Here is a 16,651-nt window from a genome sequence, read left to right on the forward strand (position 1 = left end):
GTCTCCTGATGCTCAGTTAGGGATCAATACGGTTGCGCCCGTACCGCCTCCGGTCTGTTGCCCTACCTTCGCGGCATTGTTGCCGTAGAGGTCGGTTCCGTAGACGGTATAGGCCGAGGTCGAAGCACCTGTCCCAAGAATGATTCCATAGTCCTGCAGGTTGCCGTTGACGGAGGCATTGGCATAACTGGAATTGGCGATCCAGCCATTCATGCCACCAACAAAGACCGTACTGCCCACAGATGGTCCAACATACACACCGGAGAGCGGTCGTGTCTGCATGGTGCTGTACGGAGTCCATCGGTTGGAGTTATTGCCGATCTGGCAGTTGATGAGTGAGACCGTGGCGCCACCCTGCAATAGGAAAGCCTCGAAGGCTGCTCCGCGGCTGCCGGAGGTGAGAATCCTGAGGTTTCCGCTGACACCGCTCTCGGCGAAGAAGGCGATGTTGCGGGTGTTAATCCAGGGCTCGTCGAAGTCGGCATCGGTGGCCTGCTGCAGGTCGGCTCCGTAAACATAGGCATGATCGATTGCGAACTTGAACGACGAGAGATTGTGCGGTGTTCCCTGATCGTTGGCGACCGTCTGGTAACCCACTCTGCCTTCGATCAGTGTCCCTGAGTCGGTGCGGAAGCGTGTGACTCCACCGACAAGACGGATCCACTCGAGATCCGGAATCTGATCCGGTGGAAGCGTACACGCTGTCGAGGTGTTGCAGAACGACGAAGACGAGGGCATCCAGATATTCCGCAGGAACTCGCCATAGGCCTGGTAGAAACGAATGTCGGCGGTTGCTTCATTCGTCGTCGCCGTCAGGGTGTACACACCCAACGGAACCGTGGGCTGTGTGTTGTTGACACCCATACTCGACATATCGACATCGAAGAGCTCAGAGTTGGTCGTGTCGACGATGGAGACGCCGCCGCCCATACTGTAGCGTGCACCGACATTGGCGAGCCGGATCTGCGAGGTATTGGTAAGGAGGAAGGGAGGAGCGTACGTGACAGGCGTATTCGACGGAGCTGTCAGCGCCGCTGTTTTCGAATAGAAGACTGTCAGGCCGAAGAGACCGCTTCCGGTTGACCCAGATATGACCTGAAATACATTCTGCGTGGGAACAGCAACCGCGTCCGTGATCTGGGTAATGTTGCGGCCATCGCCGAGCACCTGGATGGCGGCATGGTTGATCACAAGCGGATTCGATAGGTTGTAGATCTTGCGCGTGTACGAGCTGAAGCTGCTATTGAAGTGGCCGGCTGGCAGATACAGCACAGCGCCTTCCGGAAACTGGTTGGCTGCGATGTCTTCCCAATAGGTGAAGTTCGCCGCGTTGATGTTTCCGGAACTGTCCACCACAGGATGTGTACTAAGCGAAGAGGAGGTGAGATCGATCCACTGGCGATCGCGAATTTCGGGCAGGTCATACAGATTGAAGCCTTTGACCACGGCCATCACACCGGTTCCGACCGGATCGGTAGGCAGGTTCTGAAGCGACCAGCCATCCTCTGCCGGCGGGTTGAAGTAGCCGGCGTTGTAGAGCGTGTAGTAGCCGCTGGGGTTGGTGATGGTGATGCCGGAGCTCCGCTGCGCCGTAGGGATGTTGAGAAAGTCGATGTTCGAAGCAATCAACGTAGGCGTATGCCACGGCGTATAAAGCGGGCTGGTAGTGCTGACATACATACCCCAGTCCTCGTGAACTGTCGTTCCATTCGCGGAGCCGAAACGTCCGCCGACGACGTTCAGCGAGGTGACGCTGGAGTCTACGGAGAGATCGGCGATGGGCAGGTCATCAGAGCTCGCGCTTGACTTGCGCTGACCGCTGTTCAGCAGGACGGCATTGACCAGGTTGATGTTCATGCCTCGCTGTACGCGGATGGCGCTCAGGCCGGTGTAAGAGGTCCGAAGGTTCGTCAACGCAAGGCCGCCATAGAAGTTCGGTGTCACCTTGATAGCCTCTGCACCGGCGTAGTTGATGGTGGTATCACTGACGTAGACCTGCCGTGCGAAGTCGACCAGCATTCCCTGCGCATTGGTGTGCTGAATCAGCAGAGAGCGCAGGTAGACATCGTTGGCGAAGGTGGTGGAGTCAGCACCGGTGATGTGAAGTCCGACACCGCCTCCGGAGAGATTGCCACCGATCAGCTCCATGTTGGCGGGAATGATCGCCAGGGTCGTACTCGTATTACCAGTGCTTGCGGTGACCGTGAGCGCATGCATCTTGATCGCATCGGTATTGAACGTTCCCAGCCGCGCACCGAATGTCCCTCGTACACCGGAAATATTGATGTTCAGGAAGTAGGGGCTGGTGCTGTCGCCAACGTCGAGACCGTTGTATGCGTTGGTAATAGTCAGATCGCGAACGAGTGTTTGATGCGGCAGATTCATAGCCAAACCGGTGGCGGTGTCTCCCTCGCTACCCGAACCCGCAGTCCCGGTAAAGGTCAGGTTGATCCCGATCAGGCCACCGTAGTTGAAGGTGCGGGTCCCGGAGTAGTCCGCGTTGCCGTTGAAGCGGATCGCGGCCGGCGTATCGATGATGGGAACATCCACGCCAAGTGTCGTTTCGATAGCGCTGCGATTGTTGTAGTCGTCATCGATCAGCGAGTCGTCGTAGGTCAGTGTGGGATAGCTTCCGTTCTGGCCGGTGGAGGTTACGGCTCTAACGCCGACCAGGGTAACTCCGCTGCCTTCGAGCTGCAGCGTATGGGCAAGATAGTAGGTCCCCGGCGCGAGCAGAATCACGCCACCCTTGGACAACGAGGCGGAGGCCATGGTGTTGATCGCCGCCTGAATGGTGGCGGAAGCATCAGCGGGCGCGGCCGGCGGAGTCAGCATGACTGAAGAGTTGAAGACGTAGTTAGTGGTTCCGGAGGGCTGGTGCTTCAGAAGCGCTCCGGCGGGTATGGTCTGGCCAACCGCCGATGAGGCTGCCAGAAGCATGAGAGCTGCGATACCAGATGTAAAACGCGCAAGTTGGGACATGGAGCTCCTTTCAGGAACACCGATCTGTCGTGAATTGAACGGCAAAGCGGGTGATACAACCAGCCATGGGAAAAGGAAGGAGACCGCAGGATGGCGGTCTCCTTTGAGGCACTACTGGTTCAACACGTCTTTGAACTGTGTGAGATCAACTTCGAGGATGGCGTTACCGGAACGCAGGCTCTGCTGCAGCGCCTTGATATCGACGGCCTGTACGGCAACCTTGTTCTTCACCGCCAGCGCAGCGCCCGCGCCGGCCGCCTGCCCCAGAATCATGTACTGCGGCTCCATGCGAAGCGTGGAGTAAGCTGCGTGGCTGGTGGATGGGCAGATCGTGACCAGCAGATTGGTAAGCTCTGACGCCTTAGGAAGCAGAATGCGATACGGCATCTGATAGGGAACGTGCTTCATCCGCACCTGCTCGGTACGCTGCGGAACGCCCTCGGTTGCGACTTCACCCTTCTCGTCCGCGAACATCTGTACTGGATGGACATCCAGGCCGTAGCTGCCGAGGCCAACGGAGTCAGGCTTGGTGAGGTTTTCAACGACATCCTGCTGCCGCATGACGTAGTCGCCAATCAGGCGGCGGGCCTCGCGCACGTAGACTTCATAGGGCCAATTGTTGTGGTCGACAAACTCATCCTTCGCCAGACCCCACTCGTTGACAGCGTTCTGGAGAGCGTTGGGTACGCGCGGATCGTTCGCCATGAACCACAACATGCCGGCAATGAAGTCATAGTGCTGCTGCCAGATGCGTTCGCGTGTGGCGTAGTTCGCATCGGGATAGTCCCAGCTTCCGGCGACGAAGTCGGCGTAATTCAGGTCGGCCTTATCGCTGGCAATCGCCAGGGCCGGCCAGAAGCCTTTGACCAGACGCTCGTCGGAATCGTGACTCGCCGCAACCAGCATGCGGTTCAACAGCACGTCGTAGAGATGCGGGTTATAGTGCGTGGGCTTGGGATAGGGAAGCTGATTCTTCTTGTCGTGTGAGAGGACGACGCGGAAGTTATACGCCTGGGTCTTCTTGTCGGCGTCACCGACGTTGCCTTCGCGATGTGGCATCACGCCGGCGAGCAGCTTACCCTCGGCGTCCAATGCCTTGATATGTTCGGAGTGAGCATCACGCACGCCGGCGGAGTATTCCCCGTACTGCTTCTGCGACTCGCGGCCGACAATATAGGAGGCTCCGGCGAAGGCCATGAGATCGCCCTCATAGGTTGCATCGATGAAGACCTTGCCGCGAAACGTCTTGCCATCCTCGGTGTTGATGGCGACGATCTGCTTGCCTTCCTTTTTGATGCCGCCGTGTTCTTTCAGCCGGCTGCCGGCAGCGACAACGACCTTAGCTTCCTTCAGCATGTCATTGAAGATCTGCTCGGCGATATGCGGCTCCGTATTCCACATGCTGGCGTGGGTGAGGTGGTGTTGCTGGTAGTACGTATCCCCGCGCTGCCAGAACTCATACGGAATGCCGCCGATGACGCTGGGACGGCCAACATCCGTGCGAAATAGCCCGTTGGTCACCATGCCGCCCAGATGAGGATTGGCCGAGACCAGCGCAACCTTTGACGCTCCGTTACGCGCAGCGCTCACGGCGGCGATGATTCCGGAGGCCGACCCTCCGTAGACCACGACGTCGTACACATCCTTTTCCGCGGCCATCATGGAACGCGGAGTCGACAGCAGGGACAGAAGCAGCAGCAAGAGAATTCGAGTCGGTCGCATAATTTCCTTTTGCAGTAAGTGAGTTTCATCCACCGGGTCACTCCCCGATCCACAGCCAGCGGATGGCTTCGATCGCAACATCGCCGTCAGTGCCGGCGGTACCGACGGTCACGGAGGGCGATTCCCCCTGAGCGATGTGGAAGTCGGCGAGAGGGACAAAGGCGAATGGCGTGTCCTTGACCTTCTCATTAAGGTGAAGCGTGCGGGTTCCCTGATTCGTGGTCACGGTAATGGGCACATTGGTCGCTCGCCTGATGCTCTTGGGATAAGCGATCGCGAGGCGATAGGTTCCAGGCCGCGACAGCTTTGCTTCGAACCGTACCGACTTCTTGCCCTTGTCGTTGTTCAGGTCGTGCCAGGCGACGAGGTCTCGTTCATCCAGACCGGCAATTGCGGTCTTATCCCATAGACCATGCTCCTGCGCCTGCTCATAGCTCATCGTCACATCGGGTGTTCCATCCGCTGCTGTCCCAACGGTGCGCTTAGCAATCAGCGAGGAGTTTCCGTCGGAGTCCACCACGGTAAGGCTGACCGTATATGGTTTGCCCGCAACGAAGGTCCACTTCGGCGCAGCATCGGTGCTCTGCACGCTGCCCGATCCATCGAAGTTCCAGAAGTACTGCGTGAGAGGCGAGTGCACCTCAAGCGTCTTCACGTGGAATTGAGTTGCAGCTCCCGGCGCGGCCGGGTCGTCCATCTCGATGGCGACGCGCGGACGGAACATGGGATCGAGCGGGATCTTCTGCTCGCTGAGCCGCCTGCGCAACTCGTCCGTCGAGATTGCCTGAACCGAGAGATTCTTCTCGATCGCCATCGATGCGGCCAAACCAGCCGCCTGACCAAGCTCCATAAAGACCGGCTCCATGCGGATGGTGCAGTACGCGATGTGCGTCGCCGAGAGATCGACAGGAACAAGCAGATTGTCAGGACTGGCAGGCGTAATGGAGCGATAGGGAATGCTGTAGGGATCGGTCCATCCGGCGATGTTTCCACCCTCCTGGATGAGGCCCTTATCCGTAAGGATGGTTTGCACCGGATGCGAGTCGATAACGTAGCTGCCGATGGCAATTCCGTCGGGCTTTGTGCGGTCGTGCTGCACATCGTTCTGGGTCATCAGGTAGCGGCCGATCATCCGCCTAGCCTCGCGAACGTAGAGCTGTGAAGAGACGTTGCCCGTGTCTGCGAACTCGTCTTTTGGCAGGCCCCATTCGTGCGCGGTCTGCTTGAACTCATCGCTCAACGATGGATCGTTCTGCAGCATGTACCAGAAGGTCAGCCAGAGATCGCGGGTGTGCTCATAGACGGCACGGCGCGTTGCCGGATCCGCCTCGACGTAGTTGAGGTTTCCGTCGACATCGTCTGCCTTGTTGGGGTCGGACTTTCCATTTACCGGTCCCCACTCAGGAACGTCTGGAAAGAGCTGTTGGAAGGTGTGAATGTTCTTCTGGTGAATGTGCGCGAGGAAATCTGCAAAGGCCTCAGGCGTGTAGTGCTGCGGTTTTGGGAAGGGCACCCGAAGGTCCGCGCGGTTCGTAATCGTGGAACGGATGCTGTAGGCCTGAAGCCGCTGATCTCCTTTCCCGATCAGCTCGCGCGGACCGCGGTTCATGCCCGCCAGCGATTCGTTATACTCCGCAGAGCCCTCACGACCCACACGATACGGTACATGCGCCGCCGCCATCAGGTCGCCCTCATACGAGGTATCGATGAAGACTTTGCCGGCGAGCTGCTGCAGGCTCTTATCCGGAGCCTGCACTGTGATCGACTGCAGATGATTGGGACCAAGTGAAGCTGCTGTGAGCTGCCGCTCCTTGAGAACCGTGACCTTCGCGCCCGAGAGCATCTCTGCGAAGACCTGTTCTGCCACATGTGGCTCAAAGAAGATGCCGCCTTTGGTCGCGCGAGCCTGTTCGGAATCTTTACCAAAGGCGTGCTCATAGTGGGCCAGAACCCTGGCAAAGAACTCGGCAGGCAAGCCACCGATGGTCTCTCGTCGTCCGATGTCAGTCTTCGTCAGGCCTCCGGCGACAATACCGCCGATGTGCGCCGACGGCTCAACAAGAACGACATGCCTGCCTTCGCGTGCGGCTGCCACTGCAGCTGTAATACCTGCAGGAGTGGCGCCATAGATCACTACAGCCGTCTCTGAGGGTTGTGCGATGCTCGTCTGCTGCATGGCGAAAGTCGCGATCGCGCAGCTCATCACGCCTACCCGGATACATTTGAATCTCATCAGTCCTCTGCTTGTTTTGAAATCGATTGGGTTCATGGTTTCTGTGAGCGAGAGATCAGAACTTCACCTTCACGGCGAACTGGAAGGCGCGCGGACGGTTTGCCTGCGTGGTGACTGTGCCGAAGTTGGCCGATGTAGGCGTTCCATTTGGCGCCGACATCTGCGGGTGATTGAGGAAGTTGTAGGACTCCGCACGCAACTGCGTGGTGATGGTGTGGTCGTGCCAGCTTGCGGCGATGTTCTTCACCAGAACGAAGTCGACGTTCTGCAGCATGTCACTGCGCACATGCGGAATCTGGCGACCCATGTTTCCGAAGGAGTAGGAGCCTGCGCTGGTGATGACGCTGGTATCGAACCACTGTTGCGGTGTCGGGTTATCGAGCTGCGCGTTCGCACCTGGAGCAAGGACCGCCGGACGAGCGATGTTGACCGGGAAGCCGGACTGCAGGCGGATGATGGTGTTTGCATCCCAGCCGCCAAGCGCCGTCTCCATCAAGCGGTTCATGTCGTGCGCGAAGCGCCTTCCACGGCCGAAGGGAAGCTGGCCAAGGAAACTGATGATGGCCTGATGTGTAGCGTCCTGATCGGAAAGGCCGTACTCTCCGGCGCGATTGTAGGAGTCCAGCGGAACGCCGAGGTTATCCATCGACTTCGCATAGGTGTAGGCGACGTTTACGCTGAGCGCCTTCGAGAAGCGCTTGGTCACCTGCACCGTGCCGGCATTGTAATTGGTCTTTCCGGCTGGCTCGTAGGCCTGCACCACTCCGCCGTCGCCGACATATTGCGGGTAAGGTAACAGCGACTGGCGCAGGGTAATGGTCTTCTGCCCGGGCGCGGACTGGTTCGCCAGGACTCCATAGAACGGGTTGGGAACAGTGGTCGTGGTGAGCTTCGAACCGAGGCTCAGATACTGATTGGGCAACTGGTTCAGGTTCTTCGAGGTAGCGATATGCGTTCCCAGGTTCCCCCAGTAGTGCATGTCGAGCACGAATCCATAGGGGAGCTGCTTCTGGAAGTCGAGGCTGAACATCTGCACGTAGCCCGAGGTGTAGTGATAGAGCGGAATGCTGATGGTGGAACCGGCGCCTGTATTCGGATCGCGGTTATTGCTGGGAAGCGTTGCGCCCTGCGGGAATGGATCGGTCAAAGAGTTTGTTGGGATCACGCTGTCGATCGGCATCAGCGTATCGACCGTTGTTCCAATCGCGCCTGCGCCGCTGGCCTGCACGGATTTGGGAAGGAAGAAGATGCCGTAGCCTCCGCGCAGCACGGCCTGACGCGGCAACTGGTAGGCGAAGCCGAAGCGCGGATTGAAGTTGGTCCACTTGGTCTCCTGCTGATCTCTCGACTGACCGCTGCCCGCCCATACGGCGACACCGGTGAGGTTGGGAAGATGGGCCGGACCGGCGAGAGGACTGGGAGCCGTGGGATCGAACCATGCGACGCGGTTGTACTTCTCGCGATTTCCGCGGCTCAGGTCCCAGCGTAGACCGAAGTTCAGCGTGAGATGTGAGGTAGCGCGGAAGTCATCCTGCACGAAGAGAGCGGAGTACAAGCCGCCGGTGGAGATACTCGCGACCTTGCGGATGTAGCTTCCCGCAGCGCCGGTGGTCGAGCTTACACCCGACGGAATCCCGAGCAGGAAACTGGCCAGGTCGTTCCCCTGCGTCTTGCTGGTAGCCGCAGTTGGATTCTGCTGGGTGAAGGTGTGATCGAACTTCAGCGTACCGGAAGAGTTAGCGTTCTGATACTCGTTGAAGTTGAGAATCCAGTACTCCGCGCCGAACTTCCAGGAGTGGCGTCCGCGCGTATAGGTAAGCAAGCCGGTGGTGACGTAGTTATTTCGAGGCTGATGCTGCTGTCCGACGGAGCTCTTCTGGGTGAGTGCACGATAGTCCGTCATCGAGATGATGGGGAGCTGCGGAGCCGCGACAGACGCAAAGGTCGAAGAGAAGCCGAGGCTGCCAAGATCCACCGTAGGCAAACCGCCTGCCTGATTCGCCAGGCCGCGGGTGAATGAAGTTTGGATATTGCCGAAGAGGTTCTGGGTGATGACCCTAGAGAGGCCGATCACGATCTGCATGTAGTGATCGTCAGTCACTGTACCCGCGATTGCAGGCGGCATGGCTCCGGGAACGATACGAGCATCGGTCTGCCGCGAGAAGCGGCCGAAGATCGTGGTCTTCTGTCCCGGGTGAAGATCGGTGCGGAAGTCGTACTTGTTGGTGTTGGTGACCGAGTTGTCGGTATAGATGTAGTTGTTGACGTTGGTGACGGCATTGCCCGGCTGGTTGGGCAGCGGATAGGACTTCAGGATGTTCAGCGCCACCGGATTGATGCGGTTTGCGGGAACGATGTTCCCCTTGAAGGCCGTGCGGCGTCCGGTGGTGGCGTTATATGTGGCCGGATCGTAGATGAGCACCTGCGCAGGAGCGCTGGAAGCAGGAGCCTGGTAGTAGGTCGAGGAGAAGTCGCCAGAGCGTTGCGCCTGCGTGGGCACGCTGGAGAGGGTACTGACCGGAAGCTGCTGCCGCAGCGCCTCGAAGTCACCGAACATGAACCAGCGATCGCGCAGGATGGGGAAGCCGACCACACCGCCGGTCTGGCGGCGGTGGTAGTTGGGGACGTTACCGGTCGCGAAGTAGTTGCTGGCGTCCATCGAGCTGTCGCGCTCGAAGTCATAGACACTGCCGTGAATGTCGTTGGTGCCGGACTTGGTCAGTACATTGACGATGCCGCCTGAGGTACGGCCGAACTGCGCGTCATAGCTGGTGGCCTGCACCTTGAACTCCTGCACGGCATCAACCGGTGGGCTGATGACGGCACGGCTGACGTCGCCGGTGGTGTTGGGCGCTCCGTCGAGCATGATGGCCTGTGACCCGCTGCGTCCTCCGCCGACGTTGAAGTCGGAGCGGAAGTAGTTACGGCCGACATTGCCGCCGCCTCCGTCGCTAAAGTTGGGTCCGAGCACGGTGCCGGGCGTGAGTGCGATGAGACCGAGCGAGTCGCGCAGGTTGAGCGGAAGCTCCTCGATCTCGCGCTGGGTGACGACCTGGCCGAGGGATGCATTGGCTGTTTCCACACCGGCCTGGGTGCTGGTGACGGTGATGATCTCTTTCACCTCGCCCACCTCGAGCGTGATGTCGAGCTGTAGCACCTGGTCGACCAGAAGGGTAACGCCCTCCTGCTGGAAGGCGCGAAAGCCGGGCATAGTGCACGAGATCTGGTAGGTGGATGGCTGGAGCGACGGGAAGCGGTAGACACCCTGCTCATCGGACTTGGAGCTGATGGAGGTTCCGCGGGCGGTGTCGGTCGCGACCAGCACGGCGTTCGGGACGATGGCTCCGGCGGTGTCCTTCACCACACCCGTCACCTGGGAGGTATAGCTCTGGGCATGACTGGCCTTCGGTGTGAGGAGTGAGACTGTCAGCAAGACAAGCATGAGGACGAGAGAACGACCGATTGCGGACAGAGACCAGGAGATAGGGGAAACGAATTTTTTTGAAAACTGTGTGTGGACGAACAAGTTACAGGCCCTCCATTGAGACGTCGGCAAGGTTCGATCCCGAGGCGGCAAATTGTCGAGTTGCGAGGGGTTATGTTACGATGTAACGTCTTTTTTTCAACAACCTACAAGGTTTCGTAGGGTTTCGCGGAAGGGCGCGCGGCATGACGACATCGTCTCTTCTTTCGGGTGCAGCGGAGAGTGCGGATGGTGCTGTAGAGCTGCGTGGCCCCTTGGCCAGCCGCCTGCTTGAGAAGTCGCCCGCGATGAAGCGCCTGCTGGTCTACCTTTGGGAACACCGTGCGGAAGAGCTGAACGAATACGCCATCGCCACTGAGGCGCTGGACCGCAGATCAGACTTCGATCCAAGGACCGATGCCGCGGTGCGTGTGCAGGTGGCGCGTCTCCGCCAGAAGCTGAAAGAGTTCTACGACGACGAAGGCACCCAGGACCCGTGGCGGCTTTCGATTCCTTTGGGCTCTTACCAGCTCCAGGCGGAACCCGTCGCCAAAGAGGGTGTGGCCCCTGATCTCTCGGTGCGAGAGATTCCGGCTTCGATTAGGTCGGCAGTAGTTCCGGAGGCCGTGGCGGCCAAGCCGTCAGCATCCCGATACCTCTGGTTCTGTGTTGCAGCCCTGGGAACGCTCGCGATTGGATGGCTGCTTGGCTCACGGTGGGAGCGCAGGAGCCAGCTTGCTGCGGTTGGGTCGTCTTCCGTCGCAGTCTCACCCTTCTGGGCGAATCTACTAAAGGGTGGGCGGCCGACCCAGATCGTCTTTCCAAATCCAGTCTTCTTCACCTGGGTCGATAAGAACGGGGACACGCTGGTGGTGCGCGATCCGGCAGTTAACTCGTACCACGATCTTGAACGTTCACCATCATTGTCTGGACTGGAAGCGCAACGGGGAAAGCCGATCCTGGCGCAGGACTACACGGTGGCATCAGACACGCGCGCGGTCTTTCGCCTGGCGCAATACCTCCAGCCGCTGGGGACAAAGATCAGTCCATCGAGCAGCACCGAGCTCTCACCGGAGTCGGCCGACAGCGCAAACCTGATCCTGCTGGGCACGGTGGGAACGCTGGCGCCGTACCAGGCGTATCTGGACAAGCTTCACTTCCGCATCCCGGAGCATAAGCAGTTCATCGAAGATGCAACACCTGGTCTTAAGGCTCCGGTGCACTTCGAAACAGTGCGTGAGTCACCGACAAGGATCGTGGCCCCGGGAATCGTTGCCCTGCTTCCGGGGCACTCTTCCGATAGCTTCGTCCTGGTGCTGGCCGGTTACCACACCAACGCGCTGATCTCGTATCTGACCTCGGTGAACGGACTTGCCGACCTGCAGAAGGCCCGGGCCACACACGGCAATCCGGAGTTCTTCGATGCGGTAGTGCTCTCTGAGGTGAACGGAACTACACCGCTGCGTAGCTGGGTTGCAGCTCTCAAACCGCTGGCTAAAGAAACCCGGTAACACTCGCAGATATACTTCGCATCGAGGTGAAAGCTGCGATGCGTCTGTCTCTCTACCGTCTCTCCTGTTCCATCCTTCTACTGGCCACGTATGTGGGAGCGCACGCGCAGACCGCAGCTTCACCCACCACACCGGTCCGGCCACCGGCGCCGACGCGTGATCCGCACACAGCCGGTTATGTCGAGGCAAAAGATCTGGCCGATGGGGAGCTTCCGCCAGCGGACCAGGATGGCAACTTCATTCTTGGACCGACACATCAGCCCGCACCAGAGGCCGTCGCTCACGAAGGAATACCGCATGGCGATGTCGGCGAGTTTGTGCTGAGCTCGGCCGACAGCAAGATCTATCCGGGCATTGCACGGGAGCCGAATACCTTTGGCACTCCCGATCCGAATGATCCGGCGAAGCTGATCGTCACCACCAGCCATCCCGCTCCCTATACACGCAAGGTCACTGTCTATGTACCGAAGCAGTATGTGGCCGGAACAGCCGCGCCCTTCATCGTCGGCGCTGACGGACCGGATACGCTGCTCTTCACCGTGCTCGACTCGCTGATTGCCGCACACAAGGTTCCGCCGATGATTGCCGTCTCCATCTCAAATGGCAGTGGCGATGCCCAAGGCAGCGAACGTGGTCTCGAGTACGACACCATGTCGGGGCGCTACGCAGAGTTCGTCGAGCAGGAAGTTTTACCGAAGGTGGAGGCGCAGTTTCATGTGAAGCTGACGCACGATCCGGAAGCCCGCGCCACCATGGGCGGAAGCTCAGGCGGATCATGCGCGCTGATCATGGCCTGGTACCACCCCGAGCTTTATCATCGCGTGCTGACCTACTCCGGCACATATGTGAACCAGCAGTGGCCCAGCGATCCGAAGACTCCGCATGGAGCGTGGGAGTTCCATGAACACCTGATCCCGCAATCTGCACGGAAGCCGATCCGTCTGTGGATGGAGGTAGGCGACCGCGATCATCTGAACCCCAATGCCATGCGCGACAACATGCATGACTGGGTGGTGGCTAATGAAAACATGGCGCGGGTGCTAAAGGCGAAGGGCTACCACTACCAGTTCGTCTTCGCTCGCAACGCCGGGCATACCGATAGGACAGTGAAACAGCAGACGCTGGCGGAGGCGTTGGAGTATCTATGGAAGGGATATAAGTTCTGAAGCTATTTACTGGAAGTCTTCCGGGCTGACGACCATGCGCTTATCGAAGATGTAGCACTGTCCCTGCCACTTACTCTCCTGCGTGGGTACCTGTTCCAGGTAGCGCAGGATGCCGCCGCGCAGGTGATACACCTCTTCAAAACCTTCCTGCAGCATGAAGGCGGACGCCTTCTCGCAGCGGATGCCGCCGGTGCAGAACATCGCTACCTTGCGGTGCTTTGCCGGATCAAGGTTCTGGCGGACATACGCGGCAAACTCGGAGAAGCTGGCCGTCTGCGGCAGTACTGCTCCTTCAAAGGTGCCGACCTCTGTCTCGTAGCTGTTGCGGGTATCGAGCACCAGGACATCCTGCTGCGCGATCAGTTCGTTCCAGTCATCGGGTTGAACATAGGTACCGGGCTGGTTGGGATCGACGGCCTGACGGAAGGTAATGATCTCCCGCTTTACAGCGAAGCGCAGTTTGCGGAAGGGTTCTGTTTCGGAAGTGGTGACCTTCACCTCGGTGCGGTCGAGGCCGACCTTCTCCGCGAGAGTCACCAGCAGCCGATCGATGGCTTCGGCGGAGCCGGCCATCGTGCCATTGATGCCTTCTTCCGCGATCAGCAGCGTGCCGCGCAGGTCCGAGTCCTGAAAAAGACTACGTAACTCTGCCGCGAGAGCTTTGGGCTCTGCGATAGAGAGGAACCGGTAAAAGGCTGCGATGGTGTAGGTCACGCTCCTTTAATCATAGTTGCTGGTTGCCGGAGCATATCAACAAATTCACCACGAAACTGGTGGTTATTCAGGATCCGTAGACACACTCCGGTCTTCGACAAGCATAGGCCTCAATGCGACAACGATCCCGCCACGAGCGTCACGATAATCACGACGGCAACGACCCCGCCTCCTGCGACGATCGCCGCGAATGCCCGATCTGCGAGGTGAGGCCGCTCATGCTCCAGCAGAACATGGCGCACGCCACAGGCGCCATGCACCGCGAGGGCGAGAACGCCGAGGAAGTAGTACGGTACCAGGCGAACGCTCCATGGATCCTTGAGCAGGTTATCGGCAGTCAGCCAGACCCAGTTGGTGTCGATGTGGCGAAGATATCTGGCCCGCATCACCGCGCTTACGTGCGATGCAAAGAAGAGCAGAAGATACATTCCGGAGGCGTTCTGTACCGTGTCGATCCAACCGGAGAATGGCTTGCGTGTCCTGTAGGCGAGGAGCACCCAGCCACTCGCAACCTGGAAGAGAACGCAGGTGAGGAGTACGCCCTCCACCACCGGTGCGCGGTAGACCACACGCAGATGCCGCATAACAGCGATGTGCGTTGAGCCACCGAGAACTCCTGTCAGATGGTTGGTGAGGTGGACGACGGCGAAGACGGTGATGAGTGCCGCGGAGATTCCGTGTGCAATCGCCAGCTTTGCTGGGCGCGCCTGGGCATTGTCAGCGGCCACCGGCCGCTCGATCAGTGTCAGGAGCAGAAGGGCACACCACAGCAGAACCCAGACACCGTTGGCGCGATAGGGAATCCACCGCTGCGAATCGAGCCAGCCGCCCAGGAAGCTGTAGAGCGCCGGTGCACCGATGGCGAAGTAAGCGATCCTGGTCGCACGGCGATAGGTATTGGTCTGCGCCAACCGAAATGCAAGATAGAGACACGCTGCCGGCGCCAGCAGCGTCAGCAGCAGCGCAAAGGGCGACCACGCTGCAATACTCCAGACCAGGACCGGATAGAACAGACCGATGAGGCCAGGGGTGATCCGCTGGCGAAGCGAGAGCTTGATGGTTTGGACAGATACAGGTGCAGCCGTTGTCATCGGGAACTGGTCTCCTGTGCTCCTTGGCAATCAAGGCTAACGTGTAATTACCACTATGACCATGACTAATTGAGGGGGCATTCCCCATACACCCGGAACATCGTACAAATAGTACGTATGCGTTTGACGCAACTGCGACAGGCCGATCTCAATCTTCTGGTTGTCTTCGCTGTCTTTGCCGAAGAGAGAAACGTTTCGCGCGCCGCGACACGGCTGTTGCTGAGCCAACCGGCCGTGAGCCGAGCCTTACAGCGGCTGCGCGACATGTTCCATGACGATCTCTTTGTTCGATCGGCTGGGAGTTACGAGCTCACACCACAAGGGCAGCGTCTGTTGAGTGAGCTGGAGGTCATGCTGCCGAAGCTGGACCGTCTGCTGAGCGGCTCAAACTTCGACCCAGCGAACGAACAGGCGAACTTCCGGATTGCTGTGACGGACAATGGAGCCGCCGTCCTGATTCCTGCGCTCTGCCGCGAGGTGCTGCCGAAAGCAAAGAAGGTGCGTTTCGAGTTTGTCGCATGGCACAGCGGGACCTTTGACGAAGTAAGACATGGCAGCGTGGATCTGACCTTTGCCGCCAGCATCGTGGAGGCTCCCTCACCCTTGCAGAGCCAGACCATCTTTGACGAGGAGTTCGTCTGCGTCGTCGATGCGAAGTATCCGTCGAAGAAGGCGATGAGCCTGGAGCAGTATCTTCAGGCCGAGCATATCTGCGTCAGTATTCAGGGTGGGATTCAGGTCGCGCCTGACAAGCCTCTGGCGGCCAAAGGATACAAGCGCCAGATCGCAGTCCATGTGCCGTACTTCGAAGCGGCCGTACGTTGCGTTGCGGGAACGAAGCTGATGGCCACGATCCCGAAGAAGTTCATGGCGGGCGCCATCTCCAACCCAGCGATCAAGATACTGAAGCCGCCCGCCGAGATCAGCACCTTCCGCTATGTGATGACGTGGCATCCGCGCCTGAACACGGATGCCGCGCACACCTGGCTCCGAGCCACGATGAGAGAGATTGGCGGAAGGATCTAGTCTCGAGCATTTTTCCTGTTGCTGGGTGTCCCGGGAGGAGCGTGCAGCGGCGTTTTCATTGCGGAAAACGTCCATGGATGCACAAGCCCTGCACTACACCTACAGGAAAATGCTCTAGCGATGACGGACAGCTGTTCCACGCGGCCCTGAGCGAGTGACAACAGCATTGCCCGTGCCACGGCCAACGACCGTGCGGTTTGCAGAGTTGCCGTTCGGTCCGGTCACCGTAGTGGAACTACCGCCGGCATAACGCTGCGTATTCCGTGTCGCAGTCTGCCCCTTGGGTCCGGTTGCGCTAACATTCACATCGCCTGTGCCGCGGCCGGTTACGGTACGCGAAGCAGTCTGTCCATTTGGCCCGGTAACGGTGGTCGAGTTGCCGCCGGCATAGTGATCAGTAGTGCGGGTGGCTGTCTGTCCGTCCGGACCCGTAACGGTAACGTTTGTCTGGCCATTGCCGCGGGTTGCGGTACGTGTCGCGGTCTGCCCGTTGGCGCCGGTCACGGTGGTTGTGGTGGTGCTGCTCTGCGCCTGTACCATTCCCGTACTCAGAGCAAGGGCGGCCGCGATGACTGTAAGTCTGTTCATGATGTGTCTCCTTGAGATACAACGTGCGGCGGCAGATGTGCTGCCGACATTGTGTGAGAACCGAGGGCATGGAAATGGTCGCGGGGCAGAAGTGTAAGGTTATGTCGGCTCCGGACGACGTACCCATTTGTAAGGATTTGTCGGATTACAAGGCG

10 protein-coding genes are annotated in these 16,651 nt (G+C 59.1%); 3 read left to right on the forward strand and 7 right to left on the reverse strand.

Annotation, left to right across the window (positions count from 1 at the left end):
- Positions 1 to 12: 12 nt before the first annotated feature.
- From AB4Y89_RS22155 to AB4Y89_RS22170, 4 genes are all read right to left on the reverse strand, one after another.
- Positions 13 to 2,982: a hypothetical protein gene (locus AB4Y89_RS22155; RefSeq protein WP_442303117.1), complete on the reverse strand. Its 2,970-nt coding sequence runs from the start codon at positions 2,980 to 2,982 to the stop codon at positions 13 to 15.
- Positions 2,983 to 3,093: 111 nt separating this feature from the next.
- Entirely contained in the window at positions 3,094 to 4,704 is a 1,611-nt protein-coding gene (locus AB4Y89_RS22160; RefSeq protein ID WP_442303118.1) for an FAD-dependent oxidoreductase, read from the reverse strand.
- Positions 4,705 to 4,741: 37 nt separating this feature from the next.
- Positions 4,742 to 6,937, reverse strand: coding sequence for an FAD-dependent oxidoreductase (locus AB4Y89_RS22165; protein WP_442303119.1), 2,196 nt, complete (start codon positions 6,935 to 6,937; stop codon positions 4,742 to 4,744).
- 55 nt (positions 6,938 to 6,992) lie between these two features.
- Positions 6,993 to 10,379 (reverse strand): TonB-dependent receptor domain-containing protein, encoded by a 3,387-nt coding sequence (locus AB4Y89_RS22170; RefSeq protein ID WP_442303120.1) that lies wholly within the window; start codon positions 10,377 to 10,379, stop codon positions 6,993 to 6,995.
- Positions 10,380 to 10,606: 227 nt separating this feature from the next.
- Here AB4Y89_RS22170 and AB4Y89_RS22175 point away from each other — a divergent pair, with 227 nt between their 5' ends.
- A complete protein-coding gene (locus AB4Y89_RS22175; protein ID WP_442303121.1) occupies positions 10,607 to 11,911 on the forward strand; it encodes a helix-turn-helix domain-containing protein in 1,305 nt (434 codons plus the stop codon).
- A 38-nt stretch (positions 11,912 to 11,949) separates the two neighbouring features.
- Positions 11,950 to 13,077 carry an alpha/beta hydrolase gene (locus AB4Y89_RS22180; RefSeq protein ID WP_442303122.1) on the forward strand — a complete coding sequence of 376 codons (1,128 nt, stop codon included), beginning with the start codon at positions 11,950 to 11,952 and terminating at the stop codon, positions 13,075 to 13,077.
- A gap of 6 nt (positions 13,078 to 13,083) precedes the next feature.
- Here AB4Y89_RS22180 and trhO read toward each other — a convergent pair whose 3' ends face one another.
- Both trhO and AB4Y89_RS22190 read right to left on the reverse strand, forming a co-directional pair.
- Entirely contained in the window at positions 13,084 to 13,791 is a 708-nt protein-coding gene (trhO, locus tag AB4Y89_RS22185) for an oxygen-dependent tRNA uridine(34) hydroxylase TrhO (RefSeq protein ID WP_442303123.1), read from the reverse strand.
- Between the two features lie 110 nt (positions 13,792 to 13,901).
- Positions 13,902 to 14,882 (reverse strand): hypothetical protein, encoded by a 981-nt coding sequence (locus AB4Y89_RS22190; RefSeq protein WP_442303124.1) that lies wholly within the window; start codon positions 14,880 to 14,882, stop codon positions 13,902 to 13,904.
- A gap of 117 nt (positions 14,883 to 14,999) precedes the next feature.
- On the opposite strand from AB4Y89_RS22190, the gene AB4Y89_RS22195 reads away from it, so the two are divergent.
- The gene (locus AB4Y89_RS22195) at positions 15,000 to 15,908 is read left to right on the forward strand and encodes a LysR family transcriptional regulator (RefSeq protein ID WP_442303125.1); all 909 of its coding nucleotides are present in this window, start codon (positions 15,000 to 15,002) and stop codon (positions 15,906 to 15,908) included.
- A 114-nt stretch (positions 15,909 to 16,022) separates the two neighbouring features.
- Here AB4Y89_RS22195 and AB4Y89_RS22200 read toward each other — a convergent pair whose 3' ends face one another.
- Positions 16,023 to 16,496 carry a hypothetical protein gene (locus AB4Y89_RS22200; protein ID WP_442303126.1) on the reverse strand — a complete coding sequence of 158 codons (474 nt, stop codon included), beginning with the start codon at positions 16,494 to 16,496 and terminating at the stop codon, positions 16,023 to 16,025.
- Between the last annotated feature and the right edge of the window lie 155 nt (positions 16,497 to 16,651).

Source organism: Terriglobus sp. 2YAB30_2 (genome assembly GCF_052114765.1).
Classification (GTDB): Bacteria; Acidobacteriota; Terriglobia; order Terriglobales; family Acidobacteriaceae; genus Terriglobus.